The sequence below is a fragment of the Fibrobacter sp. UWCM genome, assembly GCF_900129735.1.
Taxonomy (GTDB): domain Bacteria; phylum Fibrobacterota; class Fibrobacteria; order Fibrobacterales; family Fibrobacteraceae; genus Fibrobacter.
This window is the reverse complement of sequence record NZ_FQWR01000010.1, coordinates 1-23,332: the sequence shown is the minus strand read 5'-3', so window position 1 is coordinate 23,332 and position 23,332 is coordinate 1. Positions and strand designations below refer to the sequence as shown.

Genomic DNA, 23,332 nt, shown 5'->3' with positions numbered 1-23,332 from the left:
AAGAAAAATCCCCGCGTAAAGACGGGGATGACAAAATCCATAACCGGATCCTTCGCGCTTACGCGCTCAGGATGACGCTACGCGTCATTTCTTCAGCAGGTCGCGGATTTCGGTGAGGAGCTTTTCTTCGGCGCTCGGCTCAGGAGGAGCCGGAGGAGCGGCCGGGGCTTCTTCCTTCTTGCGCATGTTCTGCATGAATCCGAGGAACTTCTTCATCACGAAGAACACCACGATGGCGACGATGAGGAAGTCGACGATGCCGCCGATGAAGTTGCCGTACGGGATGGTCACGCCGTTAGCGGTGGTGTAGGCGAGAGCCTTGAGGCCTTCGCCCGCGTCCTTGCCACCGGCCATAGCGATGATGGCAGTGACGCTCGGCATCACGATGTCGTTCACGAAGGAGGTGACGATTTTACCGAATGCGCCGCCGATGATAACACCGATGGCCATGTCGACGATGTTGCCCTTGAACGCGAAGGCCTTGAACTCTTCGAGAAGGGACGATGCTTTACCTTTGATACCCATGTGGGCTCCTTTTGTTAATGTTGCTTTTGAAAAAAATAGTATTGTCGTGCAGTTTGGCAAGGCATTTTCTAAATTGTGTGCGCTATGTCATGGTTGTTTCTGGCTTTTGCGTCTGCAGTGTTTCTTGGTTTTTACGATTTGGCCAAGAAAAAGTCGGTGCAGGACAACGCTGTACGTCCGGTCCTTTGCCTGTGCAGCGCCTTCTATGCCCTCTTTATGCTCCCGGTCCTGTTCCTGGGGCACTGCGAACCCCTGTCGTTCCACGACCACCTGTTGCTGATGGCGAAGGCCGTCATCGTGGGGCTCAGCTGGCTGTTTACCTACAATGCCATCGCGCACATGCCGCTCAGTATTTCGACCACGATACGCGCGCTCGCCCCGCTCTTTACCATCATGATTGCAGTCGGGTTTATGGGGGAACGCCCCTTCCCGCTCCAGTGGGTGGGGATTGCCGTCTGCGTGTGCTCGTACATCGGGCTGAGTCTCGCGGGCAGGAAGGAGATGGGGCACTTTTTCAGCAACGGCTGGGTGATTTCGATGCTCCTGGGCACGCTTCTTGCCAGCTGCAGCGGCATTTATGACAAATTCATATTGCAGCGCATGAACTTTGAACCCCTGACGGTGCAGGTGTGGTTCAGCATTTATATGCTCGCGGTGCAGTTCATCACGACAGCGTTCACGTGGTACCCGACCCGCAAGAAGACGACCCCGTTCAAGTTCCGGTGGAGTTTCCTTGCTGTGGCGGCGCTCCTGATTATCGCAGACCGTTGCTATTTCCTTGCGGTGGGGAATCCCGATGCGCTGATTTCCATCATCACGGTGCTTCGCAGGTCGAGCGTGTTCATCAGTTTTATCGCGGGTATCTTGATTTTCCGCGAACGCAAGAGCAAGCTCAAGTTCCTGGCCCTGCTCGGGATAGTCGCGGGTCTTTGCCTTATATCGCTCGGCAAGGGGTAGGGGCAAGCCCGCAGGCCATCGCTTGAGCCCTCCTTTGTCGTATTTTTCTATAATGTCTTTTATGAAGAAAATCGGCATCACGGGTTCCATCGGGTCGGGCAAGTCCTTTGTGGGCTCGCTCCTGCGGGAACGTGGCTATATGGTGCTCGATGCCGACAGGCAGGTGCATGAACTGTACCGCACGAGCGCTCCCCTGCGGGCTTCCATTGCGCAGGCGTTTGGCGCGGAGAGCCTTACGCCGGAAGGTGTCGACCGCAAGTACCTTGCTCGCCTGATATTCAAGGATGATAGCGCCCGCGAACGGCTCGAGAACCTGGTGTACCCTTACCTGACGAAGTCCGTGGGGGATTTCCTCATGAGCGAAATTCCGGGTGGTTCGGGCGTGAAGTTCGTGGAGGCCGCCCTCTTTTCGCGTACACCCGAGATAGTCGCGATGCTCGATGAAATCTGGATTGTGAAGGCTCCGGAGGACGTGCGGCTTCGCAGGCTGATTGCCCGCGGGCTTAGCGAGGAAGATGCGCGGCTCCGCATTCAGAACCAGCGCGGGGTATGCGACGAATCGCTTTTCCCGGGCAAGTGCGTGCGTGTGCTCGAAAACGCGGAAGGAAAGCCCGCCATCGTGAACCAGCTGGATCAGCTCCTCCTGTAATTTGCATGGGCACCTTCGGTGCAGTGACAAGGTTGAGTTCAACAAAAAGCGACCCTTTCGGGCCGCCTTTTTTGGAGGAGGATTATGAAAACTTACTTGAGGTTCTTGCCGCGCAGGTTGAAGTAGCGGACAGTGCCGTCGCGCATCTTTCGTTCGACCTGGACCGCTCCGTTCTTGAACACGAGGCGGTTGCCTTCGGCCTGCTTGCTGAAGTTTGCCTTCACGAAGGGAATCTTGTCGACATCGTATTTTTCCGGAGTGTCGGAACCGATTTCGTAGACCTTGCCCGTGGCGGTAATCGCCTGGAGCGAACCGGCCAGGTAGGCAAACGGCGCGTTCCAGTTGATGGCGACTTCGTTGGTGGCGTAGCTGCAGGAATTGTCGTAGTAGGACTTTGCCGGGGCATCCTTGTCGATGAGCTTCTTGGCGCAGTCGTCGGCAGAGGAGTTCGGGCCACCCACAAGCATTCCCGGCACGGGAGCTTCAACCGTGTCGCCCTGGCTCGGACGGTGGTGAGGCTTCATGACCTGGTTCACGCCCCAGCCCGTAAGGTAAGAAAGGTCGAGCGGGTTGCGTCCCAGGAGGTAGTCGAGGATTCCCTGTGCTGCATCGAGGTACTTCTGTTCCTTGGTCAGGATGTAGGCGTGAATGAGCACCATGCCCTTGTTCGCGACGACGCTGTTGGAACCCCAATAGAAGTCGCTGTTGTCGATGGCGAGGCCGTAGCCGTTGTTCATCTGCTCGATGTAGCTGTCGGCGAGGGTGAAAATGAGAATCTTTGCGGAGTCCACGTCAACTTCGTCGAAAATCTGCGGGTTGGTGGCGATGGTGAATGCTGCGAGAGCGTACACGGTCTGCCATCCCTGGAGTTTGCGGCGAGTCTTGGTGAGCAGGAACTGGTGCATGTCTTCGAGGAATTCCGGCTTCTGGGAAATGCGGTAGAGTTCCGTCGCGCCCCAGATCTGTTCGTCAACCGCGTTGCCATCGGTGTAGGAACCCGTTCCCACGTCGCTCGGCTGCGTGAAGAAGGCGTACGGGTTGTTGCGGGCCCACCAGCGGGCATCGGCGGCGGCCTTGGCGCACTTTTCGGCGAATTCCTTGTCGTACTTCTTGTAAATGTCGGCAGCGAGTGCCGTTACACCCACAAAGTCCCAGGTGGCGGTCACGCTCTTGCCGATGGCGTAGCGCTGCTTGGTGGACTTTTCGGGGAGAACCATTCCGGCGAACTGCTTGGTCGTGAGCTTGTGGAATACGCCACCGTCGTCATCCTGCATGGTGAGCATCCATTCGATGTTCCAGCGGATTTCGTCGAGAAGGTCGGGCACGTTGTTCTTGCTTTCGGGAATGTTCAGGTTGAGCGTGTCGAAGTATGCCTTGTTCTGCTGGTAGAGCTGCAGAAGGGTGTAGGTCGAAATGCCCGAGTTCACGACGTACTTGCCGTAGTCGCCCGCATCGTACCAGCCCTTCGCTCCGTTGAATGTGCCGGTGAGGTCTTCCTTGCCGGTGGATTCGTGGTACATGACTGCAGTATCCGGGGTGCCCATGGCACGTGCGTACTTGCCCGCGTATTCCTCTTCGAGTGCGGTGGAGGAACGCTGGAAGTAGAAGAACTTGATGGAAGCCTTCGTCACGTCTTCGAGCGCGTTGTCGGCAATCACGATGGGGTGGCCCACGGCCTCGTCGCCCACATATGCCTGGTAGGTGCCCGGCGTCTTGAGTTCGGAAAAGTCCACGAGCGATGCTTCCTCGTTGGCGGGCTTCCACATGGAGGCTTCTGGAGCCTTCACCGTGAGGGCCGCATTGCCGTCCTTGTCTTTGAATACGACATCCTTGCCGGCGGCATCGACCACTGCAATCTGCTTTAGACCGTTGGTCATGAATCCGACCTGGTTCTGGTATGCCGTTGCGGCAAAAATCGCGGGTGCCGCGACAGCCGAAATGAGGAGAATCTTTTTCATGTTCATTGAAACCTTCCCTTTGTTTGTCTAGAAATTTAAATTGCGAAACGCCTGCGGGGTATATCCGGCGGTTACAAAAGTGTTTTCTCTTGAAAACAAGGGCCTATTTTGTTTACGGGCGTGTCCGATAAAGCCCAAAAATTACAAAGGTTTACCCAAAAAGCCCTTATTTTGCCTGCAAAAGATGTATATTGTCCCATAGGCAAAATGTGCGGAATATGTAGTACCGCCAAATAGGAATGCTAAAATAGAAAGGAAAACGGAAATGGCTGCAGAATCGAAGATACTGGAACGTGCCGAAATGTACTTGCGTAAACTCGCCTGCGGGGTGAACCCGCTCACCGAGGAAACCCTGCCCGAAAATGATACTTGCCGGCAGGAACGAATCAGCAAGTGTCTCCTGTACGTTGCGGATTACCTGCAGCAGATAGTTTGTCCTAAACCGAAGGCCGCGAAGGCGGAAAAGCCCCTGACGCCCAAGCGCAAGCGGGAACAGGCGAACCAGGAACTGGCCCTAACGGAAGAGACTCTTGCGAAGTTTGAATTCTCGGAAGAACCGCTCTCGCTTTCGGGCATCGTGCGCCGGGTGAACGCGCTCATTCCCGAGGGTAGCGGCATGATGCCCCTCATGTATGCCGACGTGGCCGAAGTGCTAACGCAGGAAGGCTACCTCCAGAAGCAGGAGGGCGTCGCCGGCAAGGAAACCAACCTCCCGACCCCGCAGGGCGAGGAGAAGGGCTTTGTGCGGGCCGAGGCCGACATCCGCGGGCATTTCTCGATTTACACCAAGTGCAACGTGGATGCACAGAAGTTCGTGATTGAAAACATCCAGAAGGCGGTGGCGCAGGCGAATGCACGCTTGGCTAGGCGCAATGCGGAAAGGGCCGCCCGCGAGGCTTCGGGCATTGCGAATGCTGCCGGCGGTCGCAACGAATTTGCGGGTGCGCGGGTAGAACGTGCGGGTAAGGAAAAGTTCCACCTTACGGAGGAGCAAATCGGGAACTTCGCCGTCGATGAATCGCCCCTGCCGGTCAGCGAGATTGCGCGCCGCCTGAATGCGCTGCTCCCCGAGGGTTCGAACATCGAGCAACTGTATTTCAAGAAGATTCGTGACTGGTTTGTGGCGCAGGGTTTGCTCGAGGAACGCAAGAGCGTCGTGGGGAAGGTCTCGTTCTCGCCTACGGAACAGGGCCTTGCCGCGGGGATTCTCGTGGACAAGCGCATTGGCAAGAACGGCGAGGAATACGAGGCCGTGCTCTACAATGCGGCCGCTCAGAAACTCGTGCTTGACCACGTAAACGAACTGGCTTGATTTATCGCGCAACTAAAAAACGAAAAAACGCAGGCTCTTTTGAGTCTGCGTTTGAAATTTTATGGAGATACCCGCCTTCTCCCCAAAGAGGATGACTCTACTATGGCAACAAGTTGCCAAGTCTCGTATAGCGGGCATGACATATTAGGCAACCTGCTTTTTACGGGGTTTCGGGATAAACCTTGGTTCCATCTTTTCAGCTTTCGCCTGTGCGAGGAACATATTGATTAATACCTGATACGGAATATCGGTCTTTTCAGAGAGAGACTTGAAATAGGCGATGACCGATTCGCTTATGTTGATGCAAATTGTCTTTTTAAGTTTCTTTGCATAGGGGTTCTTGACTGCTTTGCTGAAATCGTAGTTCTTCTTCATGGCGACCTCCTTTTCCAGTACTGTTCTGATTCTTTCTTATTTGCCTTTCGCGATGAAATGATACGAATAATTTCGTCCCCATTGTCATCTCGCTCACAATAGCAAACCAAAAGAGTTTTCATCATATTCGAGACTCCCAATAAGATAAATCTATCTTCGTCATCAGAGTGCTTTTCATCGGCAATCAAAAGAGCTTCTTCGTCATAGAATACAGTCTGAGCTTCTTCAAAAGTCACGTTGTGCTTGGCGAAATTGATTTTTGCTTTATTCTCATCCCATTCGAATATCATATATATAATATATATACATAATCTATAAAAGTCAAGCCCTATTTTGCAAAAGGACGGACGGATGGGGATATTTCGAAAAAAAACATCCGCCTAATAAGGACGGATGTTTTAACTATTATGGATTGCTTCGTGATTATCTCACAACCTTGCGGTCGTCTTCGGTCATCTTGAGGAAGTCGGCAACGGTCATAGAGCCCTTGTCCCCTTCCTTGCGGCGGCGAACAGAGACAACGCCGTCGGCAACTTCCTTTTGGACTCCTACGGAGTCCCAACCGCAGCGGCTCGGCAATGGACAAACAAGTTTGTCCGCTGCTCTCGCCTTGGGCGGTTGTCACCGACGATGAGGAGGTACGGCACCTTCTGGAGTTCGCACTGGCGGATCTTGTAGCCGAGCTTTTGACGCCTTTGGCGTCCGCGGCTGCGCCTCGGCCATGCCAAAATAGCGTAGCGCAAGCATTTTGTCGCGACACTCGGCTTGCACGCTTTCCTTCACGAGGACGCAGAAGTCGGCCACTTCGTATGTTGGTCTTATGGGCGTTCCCGCACATATATGTGCGGTCGGGCTATATTGCAAGGCCACCCGTGCGCACCTGCGGCACGCCCGCGCGGCTCTTGCAACGGCACCACAGCGCCGCCCCAAGGGGTCACTATCCCTAACGCAAAACATCTTCATGCTTAAATTGATTCTTTTGAAGAAATTATATTTTCAGCGGAAATGAAAAAATGTATATCGATAAAATTAGCGTTGATCATAACAGTCTTGGCCGCTTTTTGTCATGCCAGCGACGCATCTAATCGTTTTTTCAGGCTCGGTACTAGCATTGGCCTTTCCTACGATTTTTTGATCGGTAAAGAGGGAAATCTGATGGATTCCAAGGATTTCAATGGACCAGGTTTTCTGCTCGCAGTCAACACCATCTTTAATTTTCAGGATTTGCCGGCACTTCGCACAGGGCTAACATACAATGTTCGCTTACTCAAGAACGATGTTGGGTTCACAGACGAACGCCTTGACCGCGATACCTATGTAAGATACGAAACGGTCAGTTTAGGAATCCCCGTTCTTGCTCATTTCCAAACTCAAAGTCCATTTTACTTTGATGCAGGATTAACCTTCGCGTTCATCATAGACGCAAAGGAGGGTCATTATTGGACCAAAGGCAGCGCCTATGGCTTCGGAACAAAGTGGGATGGCGCGGGTCTTTCCTTTTGCGACATACAACTCACTGCAGGAACAGGAATCATACTCGGCAACCGCTTCGAATTGGGTTTGCAAACGTTATTCGGTTTAACAACTGTCTTGGATGCAAGCGAAATAAACGAGCGATATGATGACATCAGCGTGCATCTATTGTCATTTAGCGTAGCACTCGGCTACTATTTCATCTAGCGAAACCAGGAAAAAATGTTTTGGCTTGACAAAACCCGTTTCTGCACTTCAACATTAGGGGCTATAAATGCGTCGGGCCTTTCTCGACGCAATAATCTTCTTTATATTCCCCTTTATTTGAGCAGACAACCCTTATGTTCGATGCAACAACATTAAAAACTTGTTCATTAAATTTGACATACCTATAATTCACTGATGGAACCTTGAAATCATGGGAGGAATAACAGGTGCACTTGGAAGCCTCTTGCACATTTACATAAGAAATAAACAGAGTATCATCTACAAAATCTAAAGCTACATCAGCGGAAACGTCACAATAATCTAAAGCGTAAAGAGTCAAGTCAAAGCAACCTCTGCAATCGCCTAAATAAACAGCTGAATGTTCATCATAACCAACAATTAGCGACGAAATCATCTTCTCAATATCCGACGAACTGGATGAGGAAGCGTCCGCACACTTTCCAAGAACCACCGAAGTATATAGCGTTGGTTTTTTCTCTTCCGCCGAACCGGATGCTGAATCATTGCATCCAACAAGGAACAACAGGACCGCTAGAAGAAATATTCGAACTACAGGCAGATGCTTCATATTATAAAAATAACTTATTTCCTGCCCTTATCACCTCTTGTTCTTGGGTAACTTTACTTCATATTCCACTGCTTTCACATCGTTATCCCTTACGTACCTGACAACACCCGAACGGTCAGGCAAGTGCCGTTCCTTGAATCTTTCGTATTGTTCGTGAATAATATAGTCTTCACGGCGGCTGTAGTTGGCAATGATAAGCACCGAATCCAGACGGGTCTGGTCGATATGCTTGTCAAGATTTTCGTAAATCCATTTATCGATTTTACTTAATGGGCGATGCATAACCACCGTTTCAGGGCGGTAATAACGGCTACGGTCTCTATTCAGAATCATATCGAATCGGCGAGTCAAGAACGAAAGGCCGTAATACTCCTTTTCGGAATACAGCTGTCTATACAAAAGAAAATGCACCGTATCGGCATAGTGCATGCTTTCGTCTATCAGCGGCGGAATAGAATCAAATTCACCATTTTCCAAATGGGTTAAAATTTTCTTTTTCAGGCTCAAATTTTTATTTATAGGAAGCGGGCCGCCAACCTGAAAAGGGACAAACGCCAAAGAATCCCCAAATGAGTCGCTGACGGACAATAATTCCTTCTTCGTAAGCACGGGAGTCCAGCCGTCATCAAAGAAAATGCGGTTTCCTGTAGGCCCTGGAAGGAAAAAATCCTTTTCAAATAATGCAACGGCAGAATCTGATTTCGCAGAATCGATTTCCGTCGACGCTCCCCGATAAAGGAACTTAAAAAATGTCTTGCGTTTTTCTTCAGGTGATGGAGCAATCCATTTTTTCGTTTCGACATCATATTTCTGTTTAACGTCAATCACCATATGCAGCAGAAAACATTGTGAACCGAATCCTGTAGAAATTTCGTTATAATCTTCAAAAGTTTCCTGCGTCTCTAACGATGCCTTGGCGACATTCGCTTTATATTCCTGTTTTTTATCATTGCACCATTTCGCAAACGACTCGGAATATTCTGGAAAAACATCTTCGATGTCCTTGTCAAGAATCTTTTTCTTGACGATAGAGCCAAAAACTGGTGCGTTCTGCGACGAGTCTTGCACTGCATTCAGCCTAGCCTTTGTTCTTGGGTAGAACTTTTTTGCATACTTGACAAAACTGTCTTCTCGCTTTTGGGATTGAGCCATCTTTTTCTGAGTTTCTTCATCGGTGTCATAGGACCAGACTGAAGACAATCCGCAAATACTGCGGTTGCCCCGGTGGTTGCTTTCATGGGCAAAAGCTAGACCTGCAAGCAAAAGGATTACGGAAACAGGAAGCGACAGACATTTCATAAACGACTTTTTTATCAAATCATTTAAATTTCGTTGTCATGTCAAGTGTATCGCCACGGCCATATTCGTCGCGATACACCAACTTCCAAGAAATAGTCGTATCGCGAAAAGGCTTTGACGTATTGTTGTATAGAACATATTGTATTCGTTTGGGTTCATTAGGCAAACTATAATAGAAGCAGGCCCCCCGATCATAAGTAATACGCGTTTCAGCTTTTGAAATCCCACATTTCTCGGTTCCCGTGGAGTCCCGGTATGCAAGCAAGCCAATAATTTGGCTGTAATCCGAGCGGTATGTTCCAAGCCTGTATTCATCTGTTTTCAACAAGGTTAAACTGTCGGGAAGCCCTACCGCTTCAAGAAAATAATTCGACGAATAACTAACCAGCAACTTGCAAGTTTCCCCTGACAATTCCGAGAAAAGACTCTTTACGGAATCGCGATTGAATTCTGAAATTTTTGCATAGGGTATGTAGTCCATTCGCGCATTCGGCCCAAAATTCAAATCCGCAACAGTCGTATCATATAAAGTATCTTTTTGTAAACAAGGAATTTCAACTTTATTAGAATCATAAGAAATCTCTATATAGGACGTATGAAAAATGTAGCAATCCACATTTGTCACTTGGGTACACGAGAAAGTCGAATCACCGACATGGCAATTAGACGCGTTCCACACAGAAGTATCCCCCTGTGGCCCAAGGATGCGATACATTTGAACATGCTTTAACACATAATCGTCACCTTCTTCGACACTCTTTGCATCTGCACTACTAGATTCCGCCGAACATGCCGCCAGAACAGCAACCATACATAGCAGAAATAGGGTTTTATCAAAAGGACTTTTCATCAAAATAGCCTCCGAAGATCCACTCTCAGAAATATACCTAATTTGGCGGCGGCATGACAGAACCTCACAAAATCACGTTTATTGCTGTCGGACTTTTTATGAAACGTATTTGTATCATATTTTAAATTCAGATGAAAAATTTGTAAAAAAACGCCGTTTTTATTGTGTATTCGATATTTTTGTTTTATTTTTAAGAATATGAGGCCTATTACCGAATATCAGGATTACCGTGAGTATATGCGAGATTTCTATGCCGAGCGCAAGAGAAGTTCGTATTTCACTTGGCGAAAATTTGCAAGTCTCGCCGGATTCGCTTCTCCGGCATACTTGAAACTGGTCAGCGATGGGAAAACGAGTCTCAGTAAGCCGGGCATAGCAAAAGCGGCACGAGCCATGGGACTCGAAGGTTTTGACTACACCTATTTTACCTTGCTTGTGAAATTCGGAAACGCTAAAAGCGACAGCGAAAAAGAATCGGCTCTCCGGGAACTCGAACGCGAAGCGCAAATGAACAAGATTCGCATCGTCGATGCAGACGCCTTCCGCTATTACGAAAATCCAGCCTACCCGATTATTCACGAACTCGCCCCCCTTATGCCAAACGCTTCATTTGGAGAAATTGCGTCTAAAGTAAAACATGAAATTACGGCTGCACAAGTCCGCGACATTCTCCAATTTCTTGTCAAGGCGGATTTGCTCAAAAAGAACGACGATGGAACTTACGAGCAAACACAAAAAGCCGTCAAGGGTTCCAAGGAAACGATTCCCCTGGTAATCCGCACGATGAACCGAAAAATGTCCGAATTGGCGGTTCAGTCCATTACCAAGGATTCCGTGGAAGAGCGCAATTTTTCAGGAATCACCATGGGGATAAACAAATCTGTTTACGACCGCATTACCAAGGAAATTGACATCTTTCGCAAAAAGATTATTGACATCGCAAACGAATGCCGAGATATTGATCAGGTCTATCAAATGAATTTGCAGGTGTTCCCCCTTACAGACAAGGCGACCACCTCGGATAAAAGGAGACGCAAATGAACACGACAAAACTCCTAATCGCATTATCGACAACTTTGTTCTGGGCATGCACCGAAAAGCCGAACGAAGCGGGAACCACTGAAATCGAAAACACGATGGCGGGAAACCCCGGCGAGATTTCGGCACCGGATGACGGCGGCCTGGCATCAGAATCGTTCGCCTCGGATACGAAAAATGGACTGAAGTTAGGCTCTTGTCTCGCCGGCTTGGGAGATTCACCCTCTTTGGCAAAGCGAGCCGCCAAAGCAGCAACCATCGCAGAAAACTCTTCCAATGGTTTACCCAAAGCGTATATCCTTAACGACGGCAACGGAAATTACCAGGTATTCGTCTTGAAAGTGATGGACCTCTGCTATGTCGAGGCGGATCTCCTGACAAAACGTTCAGGCGACACCTTGGAAATCGAATATGGCCCCGACCGTGTGGAATCGGCATATACGTGCTATAGCGACCACTGGTTCGATATTGCCCCCGAAAACAAGGACATCAGGTATTTCAAGTTCAGCGGAAAAATCTACGAAATTGACCCCGGCCCCGCTCCAGGACCTTCGAAAAAAGTAAAAAAAGCAGACGAAGGCCCTGAACTGACAGATGCCCGAGACGGACAAGTTTACAAGACGATTCAACTCGGCGAACAGACCTGGATGGCCGAAAATCTCAACTTTGAAATTGAAGATGGTGTCCAAAGTTGGTGCAACGGAAACAAAGGCGAAAACTGCGGTAAGTACGGTCGTCTATACACACTCGCCGCCGCAAAGATAGCCTGCCCACCCGATTGGCACTTGCCTTCAGTTGATGAGTGGCCCACAAAGGGGAATGGTGGCTATTCGGCGTTTTACGCTTATGGCGTTGAGGGTTGGGGAAATGCAAAAGACGAATACGGGTTCGCAATTTTGCCCGCAGGGAACTATCAAGCAGAATTCCAAAATTTTCTTGAGCCGGGCCTTTTAGCTTTCTTTTGGACATCCACAATAGACGAACTCAATCATAATTGTCCTAAAATGATTCATGTTGGCGACGGTTCCGAAGGAATGGTAAGCGTCTGTAGCGACAACGAAAACGACGGATTATCAGTCCGCTGCGTAAAGGACTAGATTTACAATATTATATTTATAGCCATGAACATAAGGCTGCGTAAAATTCTGGGAAAAATATTCCTTTCTTCTACCGCGTTTCTATGGTTCGGATGCGATAACGATACGGCAAGCGCCCCGAAAGACTCGCCGACGGAACCAACGCCGTTTATCGACATAGAACAGGAATTGTCTAAAATATCGCAACCCGATACGACCGGATTAAGGGGAAAGTGCATTTCGGCATACAGTTTCTGCGAAACTATCGAAGATTTCAACGCATATTACTACAACCGACAATGGGCCTCGAGTATTGCTCAAGAAAAAATTGATTCCCTTCTTAACGCACCGCAAAGTTCCCTATTTTCAAGCATAAAGAAATCCTGCTACAAAGACTTAATCGAGCTTGAATTCATGCCGGACTACGGGGTTTCACCATGCTATGATGTCTTGGAAATAGAGGCTTTCGAACCATCTACCCACGAGGACTCGGTTTTCATCGAGGAACATAAAGCCCGTTACGAAGCCTACTTAAAAAAATACAATCTTACCGAATGCGAATCTGGTAGCGTCGTTGTCGGCGACAAATACATCGAGGCCATCTTGGAAAACGACCAATACGAGAGGAGCATCATTCAAAGTAGGCTTGAGGAAATCAATGAAAAGGCTGCCGCATGCGACAACCTTGAAGAGGATGACGTTTTATGAATAAGAGCCTAATTTACCTGATAGCCGTTTCTCTGTGGCTTCTGGCCTGTAGCGATTCGTCGTCGGAACCGCAAAAAGAAGAATACGATATAAGCGGATGCTGCTCCGGGGAATGGACTATCGAAAGAATCATTTCGATCAATAGTCTTGGAGATACCATAAACATACGAAATGGAGATTCCACATATACAAATAAGGGCGTGTGCAATCCACCGCCTCCGAGTGTAATGACTTTCATGTGTGCGGAAACTCCGTTTAGATTTGTTGATTCTGTCGTTATAGATTCAAGCATTTCATCTTCTAGTGACCCGCTTTCGTCTTCATCGCTTTTCACACCTGTTCCCCGCTCGTCAAGCAGTTACAGCCTATCGCGAGAAGAAACGATAGACTCGACACGCGAAATGGTATATCGACTTTTATACCCGACACCCGAAGGAACGCTCGATACGGGATTCTTTGCCACGGGAGAATGCACCGTTAAAGCGGACGGTTCGTTTGAATGCGAGCAGCGGAGTTGCATAGAGGATATTGGCGGACGCATAAAGATTAATAATACCTCCTATCCGGCAAGTTACAAAGACCATGAAAAACTCGGCATCTATTTTCACGCAAGCACTGAAAAAACTCAACTTATCGATATCAATCTGGGTGACAGTGCACTCACGGAATTCATTCCCTACGCCAACATCCCGGAATTTGATACCGCCGACGCATTAAGCCGCCTCGCCGTTTTATCCGCAAAGACCTGCACGACATTAGAGCGCTTTGTAGGGCACTACCAGTTACAGGCAGAAGGACTTCCCGAAGGAATCATTCTTTACCGCGACGGTGCGGATATCGACAAACGACAAATCTCAACCGAATCCTATACCATGCTATTTTCCAAGGAAGATTTCAACACTGTTGAAAAGAGCGTTTCGGATACCGCATGGTTAAGGGAACACCGCGAAGAACTTTATAGCGAAGAGGACTACGCCGATTATCCGTATTACGCCTACGTTGACCCCAAATACACGGCTGCAATCAACAACTTTGGCTGCGGGGTCGTTTCGTTTTCTTACGAAGCAGACCCAATAGCGGGCTACTGCCACGGATGGCAAGTTCCCGACCTAGAAAAGGAATACTCCTTCCGCCTTATCAATATTTCGGACAAAGTTCCAGAAACCCCATTCCAATGGAAACTGCTTTACATGGACCAGTATGGTCGCGGCGGCTCGCTGAACGTCACGACACAATTTGAGTAAGTTGTTATATTTCAGAAAAACAAAAAGAAGGATTGACATGAATCGCTACTTTTATCTTTTGGCTTCAGCATTGTTCATTTTCGCCTGCTCTGACGACAACAGCACAAGTCCGTCGGAAAATCAAGAAATAGCCGGATACCAGCATGTGTCCATAGACAAAGAAAACCATAGAATCTTTGTAAACGAAGACGCTCACACCGAAGAATATTGCATTTTGGAACAAGGTTCTTTTAATTGGGGTGAAGTCTCTTACAAAGCGTATCAAGATTCAAATCCGACAACCTACGAGATTCACGGTGACACGCTAATCGTTTTCTTCTACGGCAATACGTATGATCCGCATTACTATCTTGGCGGTTCCACCGATAAGATTTATGGTAAATGGATTAACATTGGTTGTTCTAAATATCAGGATGAAGTATATTGCCAGTCCCAAGAGGACCGCGACTTTAGGGAACAATATGACGAATTTGTTTTGACAATTTCCGAAAACAAATTCCAGGAAGAGATTGTATATAAGCCCGCATATTTTGAATACGACGACTACATGAATTCCATGTATCTGTCCGACCTTTATGCCGTACTTGAAAATAATTATGCATACCCAACTATCGGGTCATTCGGCGCCTTATTTTCTCCCGAACAGGAATCTTACATAAAGGCTGTGGAAAAAGAACGGAACATTGAAGTTCTGGAACAAACAAAAACGATGAAAAAATTCAAGTTGGGTGGAAAAATATTTGAACTCAAGATTACGGACATCGAAAGGGATTCCCTGGATTATAGAGTCGCTATCAGCGTAAAGTCGGGCGACAAGGAATGTTCTTACGAAGAGCAGCAGGTGAACGCAACAAAAGAAAACTGCAAGGACCAGACTACAGAAGGCCTACGATACTACGATGAAGAACGTGACTTTCAATATCCACTGTATTTCAGGGACGCAAACATGATGAAAACGAAAGGCCTCGATGAATTTGACAAGTGCATCAAGGAAATCACAGTTTCAAAAGACACACAGAACGGGACACAAACCGACAAAGCGGATGCAACCGATTCCATCCAAACACTGGAAGCATTCCTTGAAAAATACGACATAACAGACTATTCTTTTGACAAAAACGTTCTCGCTTACAACGAGACTTCCGGCTACTGCGATGCGTTGCAGAACACCTGCTTCGAAGCACTGGGCATAAGCGAGTTCAGAACATTAGGGCTGCACAGGTTCGAGGCAAACGACATCACTGCATTAGGGACGATTTTTCCGCACGCTGCGGCAGCGATGAACAATAAAATCGAGGGGTGTCCGCTTTATGTGCTGAACATCAGCGATACTTCGCCCGCAATCCACATTCTCACCAACATCACGAAAGACACCATCACCATCGTAAATATCAGCGACGAGTGCGCCTATGAGCCGAGACCCTTCGACATGAATGTCGGATTCTTGTTCACCTATTGCGACGAACTTTCCGAAAATCCCGAAGTCGTCACCACACAAGTGTTTGACGACAAAATGGAATGCGGAACAATCGAATACGCGGAATACATAAGCGAGAAACATACAAACGAAGCGTTCATGGCCGACATGCGCAAGGCCCAGACGGAATTCAAGAAACTGAAGGCTGCGGCAGGGAAGCCCGCTGCAACGAAGACCGGGAAAAAGTAAGCCCGCTTACTTGATTGAAGAATATGAAAAAAACGCAGGCTCTTTTGAGTCTGCGTTTTCTAAAATGTCATCCCCGCGAAGGCGGGCGGACAGCACTTAGCACTTTAGTGCTTAGTGTGCATGGCCACCTAGGTGGGGATCTTTTATGCCGCGAGGATTATCTCACAACCTTGCGGTCGTCTTCCGTCATCTTGAGGAAGTCGGCAACCTTCATGCTGCCCTTGTCGCCTTCTTTACGACGGCGAACAGACACGACACCATCAGCAACTTCCTTCTCTCCCACAATCAGGAGGTAAGGCACCTTCTGCAATTCGCACTGGCGGATCTTGTAGCCGAGCTTTTCGTTGGATTCGTCGACTTCCACGCGGACGCCGGCGTTCACGAGCTCGCGTTCCACGGACTTGGCGTAGTCAACGAACTTCTCGGAAATCGGGAGCACACGGGCCTGAACCGGAGCGAGCCACAGCGGGAAATCGCCCATGAATTCTTCGATCAAAATGCCGAGGAAGCGTTCGATGGAACCCACGGCCGCACGGTGCAACATCACCGGAATGTGCTTCTGGTTGTCCTTGCCGACATACTCGGCACCAAGGCGCTGCGGGAGGTTGAAGTCGACCTGAATCGTACCGCACTGCCAGTCACGACCGAGGCTGTCCTTCAGCGTGAATTCGAGCTTCGGGCCATAGAAGGCACCTTCACCCGGGTTCAGGATGTAGTCGAGGCCGGCGAGCTTCGTAGCTTCGGCGAGGGCGGCTTCAGCCTTGTCCCAAATTTCGTCGGAACCCACGCGCTTTTCCGGACGGGTGGAGAACTTCACCACGATATCGTCGAATCCGAAGTCGTGGTAGATTTCCTTGACGAGGGCGCAGAAGTCAGCCACTTCGCTTGCAATTTGGTCTTCGGTACAGAAGATGTGGGCGTCGTCCTGCACAAAGCCGCGCACACGCATCAGGCCGTGCATCGTACCGGCAGGTTCGTAACGGTGGCACTTACCGAATTCGGCAAGACGCATCGGAAGGTCGCGCCAGCTGCGCAGCCCAGTGTTGAAAATCTGGATGTGGCAGGGGCAGTTCATCGGCTTCACGGCCATTTCCACGTCGCCAGCCAGCGTCTTGAACATGTTCTCGTTGTACTTGTCGGCGTGGCCGGACTTGATCCACAAAGTCTTGTTCACGATTTCCGGCGTAATCACTTCGAGGTAGCCGCGACGGTCAATCTTTCCGCGGATGTAGTCCTTGAGGGCGTTCACCATCTTGGTGCCCTTCGGGTGCCAGAACACCATGCCCGGAGAATGGTCTTCGATGTGGTAGAGGTCCATTTCCTTACCAATCTTGCGGTGGTCGCGCTTTTCGGCTTCTTCGAGGAACTTCAAATAAGTTTCGAGACCTTCCTTGTCGGCAAAGCAGGTACCGTACACGCGGGTCAGCTGGTCGCTGTTCTGGTCGCCATGCCAGTAAGCACCCGACATCGAGAGCACCTTGAAATTCTTGAGCTTGCCAGTACTCGGCACGTGGGGGCCGGCGCAGAGGTCTTCAAAGTTCTTGCCCGGTTCGCCAGTCACGTAGAAGCTGAGCGTACCGTCGCTACCTTCGCGGGCGAGAGCGATGAAATCGGTCTACTACTATTCTAATCCGCATCACTTTTGTGAAAAAGAATTCTGCCCAATTTAGGATGAATTGAATAATGGGGCAAGAAAAAGGCTTGACATAGCAACGATTTTAGAATATATTTATAAGCGAACTTAAGATTAAACCTAGGTCGTGTTAGTAGAGAAAATCCGCCATATAAAAATTTTAAAAGGATATTTCATATGAAAAAAATTATGGTGTTTGTAATTGTATTAGCCTATTTTGCCTTTGCTCAGAGAGTTTTGGATCAAGCCGCGTGCAATATGGGAAATTCGCAGAATTCCAATATGGGGATACCGGCTGAATCATGCTCAATAACATCTTTTAAAATCTCTCCAGGGACCAATACGTCTTTGAATGGTTCTTCAATGTTTTTCTTTGATCAAGACGTGACTGTAAACCTGATGATAAATGGGACACAGAAAAATTTGCCAATTCGTTTTGTTGTCTATTCCGATGAAAAAGATTATAATACGGTCCAAGTCCTTATACAGACGGCTTTTGCCTCTAGATCAAGTTTGAGTGTCGTTTTTGTAAATCCGTTATATAAATTATTACAAAGTGATAGCCATTTGAGTAGCCAGGCTTGCTATGTAAACAAAGATCGAGGTGGAGAAGTCGTTGGCTTGCATTGTCCGATACAGGCAATTCAAATAGTCAACGATTAATTGTTGATATGCGCTCCATCATTTTCTTTATCCTGATAATGAGCCTTGTGTTGTCGCAGGCTGTTTTTTCAAAGTCACTTCATATTAATCCAAATGAATTGTCTACTTTGAATTTGCAAGATGGCGATGAAATTATCCTTGACAACATGCCTTTTGGATGGGGCATCAGCAGAATTGTCCTTGGCTTAAATTCTGTGCCATCGATACAATTGAGTGGACGAATTGTGGTTGGCAATTGCGTCCATAGCCTTCATGACTATTATGAGCAAGTAGATTTTGTGTATGAGGGGGCTCCTACCATTAAGTATTATGGTCCACCACAAAAGTTGCCTATACAGTGGTGGGTAGACTCCTCGCCGGTGACATCGTCTTGTGAGTCCATACAGGGCATGTCTCGTAAGGATTCGGTTGTAGATAAAATATATAACGTGGTGGATTCAATCTATCATTCCAGAATGACTCTGTATAAGGATTTGGGAAATCTGAATACGGAGTATGTTTTTAAAGGAAGCTCAGAACACTTTAAGATTACATCGTTGCCGGATTGGTTCTTCAACCAGGTTTACGTCCAGATAGAACCCTTGGATGGTCGGCAATTAAACGGAGTTGTTTATTCTGGAGATAAAAAGGCAAAAATTGAAGGTTGGAGTACGGGAGTTGTTTTTTCGCCTGAAAGGGGACGCTTTCCAATTTTTGAATTGGCATTCCCAGAATACCGCAAAGTCAAAATCAAGTGGTGGGCTACTGCGGAATCGCCAAAAGAAAGCCTGATTCCCCAAAAAGTCGAAAATGTTGGAAACGATACGATTTCGGTTACGTATGATTTCTCCAGTTCCCCATATGCGCGGGGAAGGGTGAATCTGCGTTTTGGTCGAAATGCGTTTGCCGATGGGAAATCCCCTACGATAAAAAAATTGTCCTTCAATCCGGTCGGTTCTGCTGGAGTGGACAAACTTGCGTTGATGGGAACCGTATATGATATCCATGCCAAATTAAAACACGGCGATTCAGTCACTTTGGCCATTCCATTAGATTTCAATTACGTGCCGGGAGTGGATTCGGTTTTCGTTGGTCATTACATGGAAACTCAAGGTAAATGGGTAGAAGAGCCTGTTGACAGCATTGTAGACAATATTGCGTATTTCAAGGCGGGATCTTTTAGTCTACGTAGTTTGTTTAGAAAAGTAACCAAGGTGGTAAATACGGTTGTAGAGGTCGCAACTTGTCCCGCATGTGCTGTTGCGGCGTATTTTACAGACAACTGGGATGCATACGAATCTATAGCGTCTAAATGGAGTTCTGTCCAGATGGCTCTAATTGATGGTTCTGCAATTGACTTCGTGACTGATTTAATGATTGATTTGGGGTGCTTTAATTTTGATGACGCTGTAGACAAATTTAAGCGTCTTGGGACAAATATCAAAAATACGTTCATGCCTCCTTCCTCGTCGGAATGGAATGGTATTGACCAGGGCATTTTGTCTCAACATATAAAAGAAGACGGTGCATATGTGAATGCCCTTGCCCACATTAGAGATAAGGATTTGGATTTGTCCAATTTATCGTCATCAATGCAAGAGAGTGTGTGCGAGTCCTTAAATAATTATTGCATGGTTACTACAGGACAAAAATGTGATTGTGATGACGATGCGGAGCAATTGGAAGATGAATGGAAAATAACCATTTCTAACTTGGATATTCTGCTAGCTGACGCTGTATTGGCAATGGCCCATCCGGATTATGACCGTCGTTACGAATTTACCATGGATGGGGACGAAATGTATGTCAATGACCGTGTCAAGAATATAACATGGAAATATAGCGACATCCTAAAAACGGATGGTGGATTACTGGAAGATGCTAGTTGGGTTGTTTCGTGGCTGAAATCCTGTTATGGAGCGCTTAACCTGACGGGAACAATTGCGAGCACCATCGTTGACACTTATTCTCAGGTGGGTGAGGATTTGAAGAACTTGAACTTCAGCGATGCCTGTTCGGACAGGTTTACATCTATGGGATTGACAGACGCATACCGCGGCTTGTTTAACTATGGTGACCAAAATGTTGCGTGCCTGGAACATCCGCTAGGCGCCGTCGCACTGAACGATTTGCTAAGCGGCCATGTGAATAAGTTGTTAAAAATGTCCGAGGTAATGGTTCGGGTTTCCTTGCTCTCGTATATCGACAAGACCGAATTTCGGAAATACGCTGCAGTAGCGTACAAGTCTGTATACGACGGCACGAGAGCTTGGCTTGACTTGGCCGGCCCCTTGATGGAACGTAACAACGTCGTTATCAAGGCCTATGCCAGTCTAGCACTTTTTGAGTATATGAACTACGGCACCATGACCAATTTAAACATGGTGAATTTAGGATTGAGCAACCATTATGGTGCCAACGGCGGGTTCTCGGAAGGGACCGGATATTCGCAATACATTTGGGACGATGTCACCTACATCTTGGCCTCCTTGAAAGATGCTTACCAAAAGAACGAAGGGAAAAGTCTGCCGATAAACGGGAATTTTCTCAAGTCGCCCGATTACATGCTGGAATACTCGAGGCCTGTAAAAGATTATGGGATGATTCCAGTTGAGGTGGATGACGGATGTACCTATACCCCCGACTACAGGGTTTGGTCCAAATTGAAGGATGATGCCAAGTATCTTGCATGGAGCGAGGCAATGCCGCTGAAGCCGACCGACGGCAAGATAAACGCATTGGTCGCTTTTGGATATCCTGATGACGCCGTTTATGGCGCCGCCTCGCAGGGGCTTCCTGTTCACTCCAACAAAAAACTTTGGGGCTGTTTTAAGGATGGCCTTGGCATGATAACTGCGGTCAGCGGTGATGGTGATACGGTTGCGCTCTCGATGGCTGCCGAGGAGGGGCGGATGCTCGAAAGGGGACAATCCCACGATCAACAGGATAACTTGTCAATTACGCTTGCGAGCAAGAACAAGGGATTCCTGATTCAAGACAGGGGGTATGCCGGATTTGACAAACGGGAACCGTCTGATGGTTTTCACAGGTACCACGACCATAACGTGTTGACCGTTGGCAATAACTGCGAAAATGCCTCTCCCAGTCTTACTTGCATTGACGAAAAGGCCCAGCCCGATAACCAAATGATTGGAATTTCGGCAATCAGGGACAGATTGGAGAATTTTAGTGGAGATATTACGGGCGTTGGCTGGAGTGTATTTTCCTTTTTTATTTCTTCATTTAATATTGGCAAGGAGTATTTCTCTGTGGACGGCGGGTACGAAGCCTCCTTGGTCGGCTCCATTGTCGAACCGGAATCAGGCGTAATAGGCTATTCCGCCCAGACTTTTTTGCTGGACCATTACAAGCAAACCCAAGAAAATAATTATACAGTTGTTTCTAACACGCGCTCCATCCTGTATTTTGGCGGGAGCCTCTGGGTGATTGACCAGCCCTCGGAAAAGGGGTTGGTGTGGCTTGCGAATTCGCCTTATCAGGAGTGGAAAAATACAAAAATAAATCTTTATGGTTCTGAGGAGTCCCCCGTCACAGATGCGAAGGGTATCGAGGTTTCGATTTTCCAAGAAGGAGCGCGTGGGGATTATCAATCGGGAAAATTAAATAATTACTGGTACGTCATTCAAGATAAAGAAGCCCAATCCTATGTAATGAACTATGCCGTAGACGACGAAGGATTCAGTAGGAACTCGACGAAGTGTATTGCAGGATTCCAATGCTTTAGGAATGCTGGGGACACAAAACGCCTTGTGGTTCCGACCAACGGAACAAAGTACGAAGTGGCTAAAGTCCTAGGGAATAGCTACAGGGGGTATGCGGAAACGGACGGCATATTGCTTGCCGAACGGGCGGCTGATGACGTTTGGGACTATCGTGTACTGAATGGAAAAACATATGGGGAAAAACGTGTAAAATACTTGCCCAGTACCATGAAATTGTTATTGTTGCCGAGGTAAACCATGAAAATGTTTGCAACAGGATTGTTGTTTGCGATGGCTTTGCTCGCCTGCTCCCTGCCGGACCCCGGCTGTGACGATCACAGCTGCGATGGATGCAAGTATGTACTTAAGGAGCACGCCGAAAAAATGATTTACCATTTAAGTGTTGAGTGTCCCTATGATTCAGCATGCAATGCCACGCTAGTTATTTCTCGCCCTGTTCCGAAAGAAAAGAACAAATGTAAAATGGACAATTTTGAGTATACGCTCGTTAGCGGCAACATCCGAGAAAAAATGGAGCATAATACCAATCTAAGATTTCTTCCCATATCGTCGGATGACCACTTCCGTTTTTCTCTGTTTGACAGCGCCAAGGTGGAAAAAAAATACGACATAGACTTGTCTAGCGTAATCCATTCATACACCATCGATGGCGATTCTGTAAGGATAACTTTGCCATATCCGGGAAAGATGGGAATATCCTGTCTGGTTTACCGTGAAACCGAGGGATATGGATTTATGGGACACGACTACTGTGAGTATCTGAATGAGGGCAATTCCCCTTATAGCGTTGCAATAGACTATAATTGGGATAATCGCTATTATTATGATTATGGTATAGTAAATCAGGGCTCACTTGGTAATGACAGTATCAGCGTTCATGCCACTATCTATTTTCGCGAATAATTGAAAGGTCTATGAAGTTTGCCGAGGTAAACTATGAAATTGTTTGCAACAGGATTGTTATTTGCGATGGCTTTGCTCGCCTGCTCCCTGCCGGACCCTGGCTGTGACGATCACAGCTGCGATGGATGCAAGTATGTACTTAAGGAGCACGCCGAAAAAATGATTTACCATTTAAGTGTTGAGTGTCCCTATGATTCAGCATGCAATGCCACGCTAGTTATTTTTCTCCCTGTTCCGAAAGAAAAGAACGAGTGTAAAATGGACAATTTTGAGTATACGCTCGTTAGCGGCAACATCCGAGAAAAAATGGAGCATAATACCAATCTAAGGTTTCTTCCCATATCGTCGGATGGTCATCTCCGTTTTTCTCTGTTTGACAGCGCCAAGGTGTGGACCATGCAGGAGTTTAATAAGAGGGTAGCATAAGCTACTATATTCATTGCGCAACCCCAAAAAGGTAAAACAATGGCAAAAGTCAACTACAA

23 protein-coding genes are annotated in these 23,332 nt (G+C 47.8%); 13 read left to right on the top strand and 10 right to left on the bottom strand.

Annotated elements, in window-relative coordinates; genetic code table 11:
- Positions 1 to 84: 84 nt before the first annotated feature.
- Entirely contained in the window at positions 85 to 525 is a 441-nt protein-coding gene (mscL, locus tag BUB22_RS08185) for a large-conductance mechanosensitive channel protein MscL (RefSeq protein ID WP_072808527.1), read from the bottom strand.
- Between the two features lie 84 nt (positions 526 to 609).
- Here mscL and BUB22_RS08180 point away from each other — a divergent pair, with 84 nt between their 5' ends.
- Together BUB22_RS08180 and coaE are read left to right on the top strand one after the other, a co-directional pair.
- Positions 610 to 1,482, top strand: coding sequence for a DMT family transporter (locus tag BUB22_RS08180; RefSeq protein ID WP_073114708.1), 873 nt, complete (start codon positions 610 to 612; stop codon positions 1,480 to 1,482).
- 61 nt (positions 1,483 to 1,543) lie between these two features.
- Complete coding sequence (coaE, locus tag BUB22_RS08175) at positions 1,544 to 2,131, top strand: dephospho-CoA kinase (RefSeq protein WP_073114707.1); 588 nt, start codon at positions 1,544 to 1,546, stop codon at positions 2,129 to 2,131.
- Positions 2,132 to 2,223: 92 nt separating this feature from the next.
- Here coaE and BUB22_RS08170 read toward each other — a convergent pair whose 3' ends face one another.
- Positions 2,224 to 4,095 carry a glycoside hydrolase family 9 protein gene (locus BUB22_RS08170; RefSeq protein ID WP_073114706.1) on the bottom strand — a complete coding sequence of 624 codons (1,872 nt, stop codon included), beginning with the start codon at positions 4,093 to 4,095 and terminating at the stop codon, positions 2,224 to 2,226.
- A gap of 259 nt (positions 4,096 to 4,354) precedes the next feature.
- On the opposite strand from BUB22_RS08170, the gene BUB22_RS08165 reads away from it, so the two are divergent.
- Entirely contained in the window at positions 4,355 to 5,401 is a 1,047-nt protein-coding gene (locus tag BUB22_RS08165; protein WP_073114705.1) for a hypothetical protein, read from the top strand.
- A 144-nt stretch (positions 5,402 to 5,545) separates the two neighbouring features.
- Here BUB22_RS08165 and BUB22_RS08160 read toward each other — a convergent pair whose 3' ends face one another.
- From BUB22_RS08160 to BUB22_RS17345, 4 genes are all read right to left on the bottom strand, one after another.
- The gene (locus BUB22_RS08160) at positions 5,546 to 5,776 is read right to left on the bottom strand and encodes a CopG family antitoxin (protein ID WP_073114704.1); all 231 of its coding nucleotides are present in this window, start codon (positions 5,774 to 5,776) and stop codon (positions 5,546 to 5,548) included.
- Entirely contained in the window at positions 5,773 to 6,066 is a 294-nt protein-coding gene (locus BUB22_RS08155; protein ID WP_073114703.1) for a BrnT family toxin, read from the bottom strand. Before BUB22_RS08155 ends, BUB22_RS08160 begins: the two co-directional genes overlap by 4 nt.
- A 133-nt stretch (positions 6,067 to 6,199) precedes the next feature.
- Positions 6,200 to 6,355, bottom strand: coding sequence for a hypothetical protein (locus BUB22_RS17105; RefSeq protein ID WP_254794686.1), 156 nt, complete (start codon positions 6,353 to 6,355; stop codon positions 6,200 to 6,202).
- Positions 6,325 to 6,504: a His/Gly/Thr/Pro-type tRNA ligase C-terminal domain-containing protein gene (locus BUB22_RS17345; protein WP_371586871.1), complete on the bottom strand. Its 180-nt coding sequence runs from the start codon at positions 6,502 to 6,504 to the stop codon at positions 6,325 to 6,327. Before BUB22_RS17345 ends, BUB22_RS17105 begins: the two co-directional genes overlap by 31 nt.
- 277 nt (positions 6,505 to 6,781) lie before the next feature.
- Here BUB22_RS17345 and BUB22_RS08145 point away from each other — a divergent pair, with 277 nt between their 5' ends.
- Positions 6,782 to 7,456, top strand: coding sequence for an outer membrane beta-barrel protein (locus tag BUB22_RS08145; protein WP_073114701.1), 675 nt, complete (start codon positions 6,782 to 6,784; stop codon positions 7,454 to 7,456).
- A 61-nt stretch (positions 7,457 to 7,517) separates the two neighbouring features.
- Here the strand turns inward: BUB22_RS08145 and BUB22_RS16345 are convergent, their stop codons facing one another.
- Genes BUB22_RS16345 through BUB22_RS08135 form a run of 3 tightly spaced genes read right to left on the bottom strand, consistent with a single transcriptional unit; the run spans position 7,518 to position 10,155 of the window.
- Positions 7,518 to 8,045, bottom strand: a complete 528-nt coding sequence (locus tag BUB22_RS16345) for a hypothetical protein (protein WP_175547267.1) — start codon at positions 8,043 to 8,045, stop codon at positions 7,518 to 7,520.
- A 30-nt stretch (positions 8,046 to 8,075) separates the two neighbouring features.
- Positions 8,076 to 9,344, bottom strand: a complete 1,269-nt coding sequence (locus BUB22_RS08140; RefSeq protein WP_139258865.1) for a hypothetical protein — start codon at positions 9,342 to 9,344, stop codon at positions 8,076 to 8,078.
- Positions 9,345 to 9,363: 19 nt separating this feature from the next.
- Positions 9,364 to 10,155, bottom strand: coding sequence for a hypothetical protein (locus BUB22_RS08135; protein ID WP_073114699.1), 792 nt, complete (start codon positions 10,153 to 10,155; stop codon positions 9,364 to 9,366).
- 237 nt (positions 10,156 to 10,392) lie between these two features.
- Between BUB22_RS08135 and BUB22_RS08130 the strand changes: the two genes are divergently transcribed.
- From BUB22_RS08130 to BUB22_RS08110, 5 genes are read left to right on the top strand one after another with little or no spacing between them, the layout of a single operon-like run.
- A complete protein-coding gene (locus tag BUB22_RS08130) occupies positions 10,393 to 11,235 on the top strand; it encodes a TIGR02147 family protein (protein ID WP_073114781.1) in 843 nt (280 codons plus the stop codon).
- The gene (locus BUB22_RS08125) at positions 11,232 to 12,329 is read left to right on the top strand and encodes an FISUMP domain-containing protein (protein WP_073114698.1); all 1,098 of its coding nucleotides are present in this window, start codon (positions 11,232 to 11,234) and stop codon (positions 12,327 to 12,329) included. Before BUB22_RS08130 ends, BUB22_RS08125 begins: the two co-directional genes overlap by 4 nt.
- Before the next feature lie 24 nt (positions 12,330 to 12,353).
- Entirely contained in the window at positions 12,354 to 13,016 is a 663-nt protein-coding gene (locus BUB22_RS08120) for a hypothetical protein (RefSeq protein WP_073114697.1), read from the top strand.
- Positions 13,013 to 14,260, top strand: coding sequence for a hypothetical protein (locus tag BUB22_RS08115; RefSeq protein WP_139258861.1), 1,248 nt, complete (start codon positions 13,013 to 13,015; stop codon positions 14,258 to 14,260). Before BUB22_RS08120 ends, BUB22_RS08115 begins: the two co-directional genes overlap by 4 nt.
- Before the next feature lie 37 nt (positions 14,261 to 14,297).
- Positions 14,298 to 15,926, top strand: a complete 1,629-nt coding sequence (locus tag BUB22_RS08110; protein ID WP_073114695.1) for a hypothetical protein — start codon at positions 14,298 to 14,300, stop codon at positions 15,924 to 15,926.
- A 157-nt stretch (positions 15,927 to 16,083) separates the two neighbouring features.
- On the opposite strand, the gene thrS is transcribed toward BUB22_RS08110, so the two are convergent.
- Complete coding sequence (gene thrS / locus BUB22_RS08105; protein ID WP_254794685.1) at positions 16,084 to 17,487, bottom strand: threonine--tRNA ligase; 1,404 nt, start codon at positions 17,485 to 17,487, stop codon at positions 16,084 to 16,086.
- A gap of 249 nt (positions 17,488 to 17,736) precedes the next feature.
- Between thrS and BUB22_RS08100 the strand changes: the two genes are divergently transcribed.
- From BUB22_RS08100 to BUB22_RS08085, 4 genes are read left to right on the top strand one after another with little or no spacing between them, the layout of a single operon-like run.
- The gene (locus tag BUB22_RS08100; RefSeq protein ID WP_073114694.1) at positions 17,737 to 18,222 is read left to right on the top strand and encodes a hypothetical protein; all 486 of its coding nucleotides are present in this window, start codon (positions 17,737 to 17,739) and stop codon (positions 18,220 to 18,222) included.
- An 8-nt stretch (positions 18,223 to 18,230) separates the two neighbouring features.
- Positions 18,231 to 22,178 carry a hypothetical protein gene (locus BUB22_RS08095; protein WP_073114693.1) on the top strand — a complete coding sequence of 1,316 codons (3,948 nt, stop codon included), beginning with the start codon at positions 18,231 to 18,233 and terminating at the stop codon, positions 22,176 to 22,178.
- A gap of 3 nt (positions 22,179 to 22,181) precedes the next feature.
- Positions 22,182 to 22,847 carry a hypothetical protein gene (locus BUB22_RS08090; protein WP_073114692.1) on the top strand — a complete coding sequence of 222 codons (666 nt, stop codon included), beginning with the start codon at positions 22,182 to 22,184 and terminating at the stop codon, positions 22,845 to 22,847.
- A 33-nt stretch (positions 22,848 to 22,880) separates the two neighbouring features.
- Complete coding sequence (locus tag BUB22_RS08085; protein ID WP_073114691.1) at positions 22,881 to 23,273, top strand: hypothetical protein; 393 nt, start codon at positions 22,881 to 22,883, stop codon at positions 23,271 to 23,273.
- Positions 23,274 to 23,332: the final 59 nt, after the last annotated feature.

Excerpts from the sequence above, each read along its gene's own strand:
- BUB22_RS08140 (WP_139258865.1), bottom strand. The coding sequence starts at position 9,344 with ATGAAATGTCTGTCGCTTCCTGTTTCCGTAATCCTTTTGCTTGCAGGT.
- BUB22_RS08145 (WP_073114701.1), top strand. The coding sequence starts at position 6,782 with ATGAAAAAATGTATATCGATAAAATTAGCGTTGATCATAACAGTCTTG.
- BUB22_RS08100 (WP_073114694.1), top strand. The coding sequence starts at position 17,737 with ATGAAAAAAATTATGGTGTTTGTAATTGTATTAGCCTATTTTGCCTTT.
- BUB22_RS08130 (WP_073114781.1), top strand. The coding sequence starts at position 10,393 with ATGAGGCCTATTACCGAATATCAGGATTACCGTGAGTATATGCGAGAT.
- BUB22_RS08095 (WP_073114693.1), top strand. The coding sequence starts at position 18,231 with ATGCGCTCCATCATTTTCTTTATCCTGATAATGAGCCTTGTGTTGTCG.
- mscL (WP_072808527.1), bottom strand. The coding sequence starts at position 525 with ATGGGTATCAAAGGTAAAGCATCGTCCCTTCTCGAAGAGTTCAAGGCC.
- BUB22_RS08160 (WP_073114704.1), bottom strand. The coding sequence starts at position 5,776 with ATGAAGAAGAACTACGATTTCAGCAAAGCAGTCAAGAACCCCTATGCA.
- coaE (WP_073114707.1), top strand. The coding sequence starts at position 1,544 with ATGAAGAAAATCGGCATCACGGGTTCCATCGGGTCGGGCAAGTCCTTT.
- BUB22_RS08120 (WP_073114697.1), top strand. The coding sequence starts at position 12,354 with ATGAACATAAGGCTGCGTAAAATTCTGGGAAAAATATTCCTTTCTTCT.
- BUB22_RS08155 (WP_073114703.1), bottom strand. The coding sequence starts at position 6,066 with ATGATATTCGAATGGGATGAGAATAAAGCAAAAATCAATTTCGCCAAG.
- BUB22_RS16345 (WP_175547267.1), bottom strand. The coding sequence starts at position 8,045 with ATGAAGCATCTGCCTGTAGTTCGAATATTTCTTCTAGCGGTCCTGTTG.
- BUB22_RS08170 (WP_073114706.1), bottom strand. The coding sequence starts at position 4,095 with ATGAACATGAAAAAGATTCTCCTCATTTCGGCTGTCGCGGCACCCGCG.
- BUB22_RS08090 (WP_073114692.1), top strand. The coding sequence starts at position 22,182 with ATGAAAATGTTTGCAACAGGATTGTTGTTTGCGATGGCTTTGCTCGCC.
- BUB22_RS08180 (WP_073114708.1), top strand. The coding sequence starts at position 610 with ATGTCATGGTTGTTTCTGGCTTTTGCGTCTGCAGTGTTTCTTGGTTTT.
- BUB22_RS08135 (WP_073114699.1), bottom strand. The coding sequence starts at position 10,155 with ATGGTTGCTGTTCTGGCGGCATGTTCGGCGGAATCTAGTAGTGCAGAT.
- BUB22_RS08085 (WP_073114691.1), top strand. The coding sequence starts at position 22,881 with ATGAAATTGTTTGCAACAGGATTGTTATTTGCGATGGCTTTGCTCGCC.
- BUB22_RS08125 (WP_073114698.1), top strand. The coding sequence starts at position 11,232 with ATGAACACGACAAAACTCCTAATCGCATTATCGACAACTTTGTTCTGG.
- BUB22_RS08165 (WP_073114705.1), top strand. The coding sequence starts at position 4,355 with ATGGCTGCAGAATCGAAGATACTGGAACGTGCCGAAATGTACTTGCGT.
- BUB22_RS08110 (WP_073114695.1), top strand. The coding sequence starts at position 14,298 with ATGAATCGCTACTTTTATCTTTTGGCTTCAGCATTGTTCATTTTCGCC.
- BUB22_RS08115 (WP_139258861.1), top strand. The coding sequence starts at position 13,013 with ATGAATAAGAGCCTAATTTACCTGATAGCCGTTTCTCTGTGGCTTCTG.